Raw genomic sequence first — 800 nt, 5'->3', positions numbered from 1 at the left:
GTCGTGATGCGGCACTGCATCGCCGCACCCCGGATCCGGATGTCCTCCTGCCGCAACCCCAGATCCTCGAGTGACTCCCCCGAGGCGATCCGCAACTGCGACTGCACCAGGTCGACATCGGTGATCTCCTCGGTCACCGTGTGCTCGACCTGGATCCGCGGATTCATCTCGATGAACACATGATTACCGTCCCGGTCCACCAGGAACTCCACCGTGCCCGCACACGAGTACCCGATCTTCCGCGCGAACGCCACAGCGTCACTGCACAACCGGGCCCGCAGCTCGTCCGAGATGTTCGGCGCCGGCGCCAGCTCCACCACCTTCTGGTGACGGCGCTGCACCGAGCAGTCACGCTCGAACAGATGCATCACATTGCCGAACGTGTCCGCGAGAATCTGCACCTCGATGTGCCGCGGCTCGACCACCGCCTGCTCCAGGAACACCGTCGCATCACCGAACGCCGACTCCGCCTCCCGCGCCGCCGCCTCGATCGCCGCACGCAACCCCGACGGCTCCGCAACCCGCCGCATACCGCGGCCACCGCCGCCCGCGACCGCTTTGACGAACACCGGGAACGTCATCGACTCCGACGCCGCCACCAACGCATCGACGTCCGTCGACGGTTCCGACGACGCCAACACCGGCAACCCGGCATCCTTCGCCGCCGCGATCGCCCGCGCCTTGTTCCCCGTCAGCTCCAGCACCTGCGCCGACGGACCCACGAACGTGATCCCCGCCTCCGCGCACCCCGCCGCCAACTCCGGATTCTCCGACAAGAACCCGTACCCCGGATAGATCGC

The 800-nt window shown here is 67.6% G+C and carries 1 protein-coding gene; it reads right to left on the bottom strand.

Features of this window, described 5'->3' with window-relative positions; translation table 11 throughout:
• Positions 1 to 800: ATP-binding protein (locus RU01_RS18020; RefSeq protein WP_042575970.1), on the bottom strand; the 800-nt coding region annotated here is incomplete at both ends.

It is taken from the genome of Rhodococcus sp. MEB064 (assembly GCF_000834565.1).
In the GTDB taxonomy this organism is placed as follows: domain Bacteria; phylum Actinomycetota; class Actinomycetes; order Mycobacteriales; family Mycobacteriaceae; genus Rhodococcoides.
Note: the sequence above shows the minus strand (reverse complement) of the source record. Positions and strands in the feature narration are given on the sequence as shown.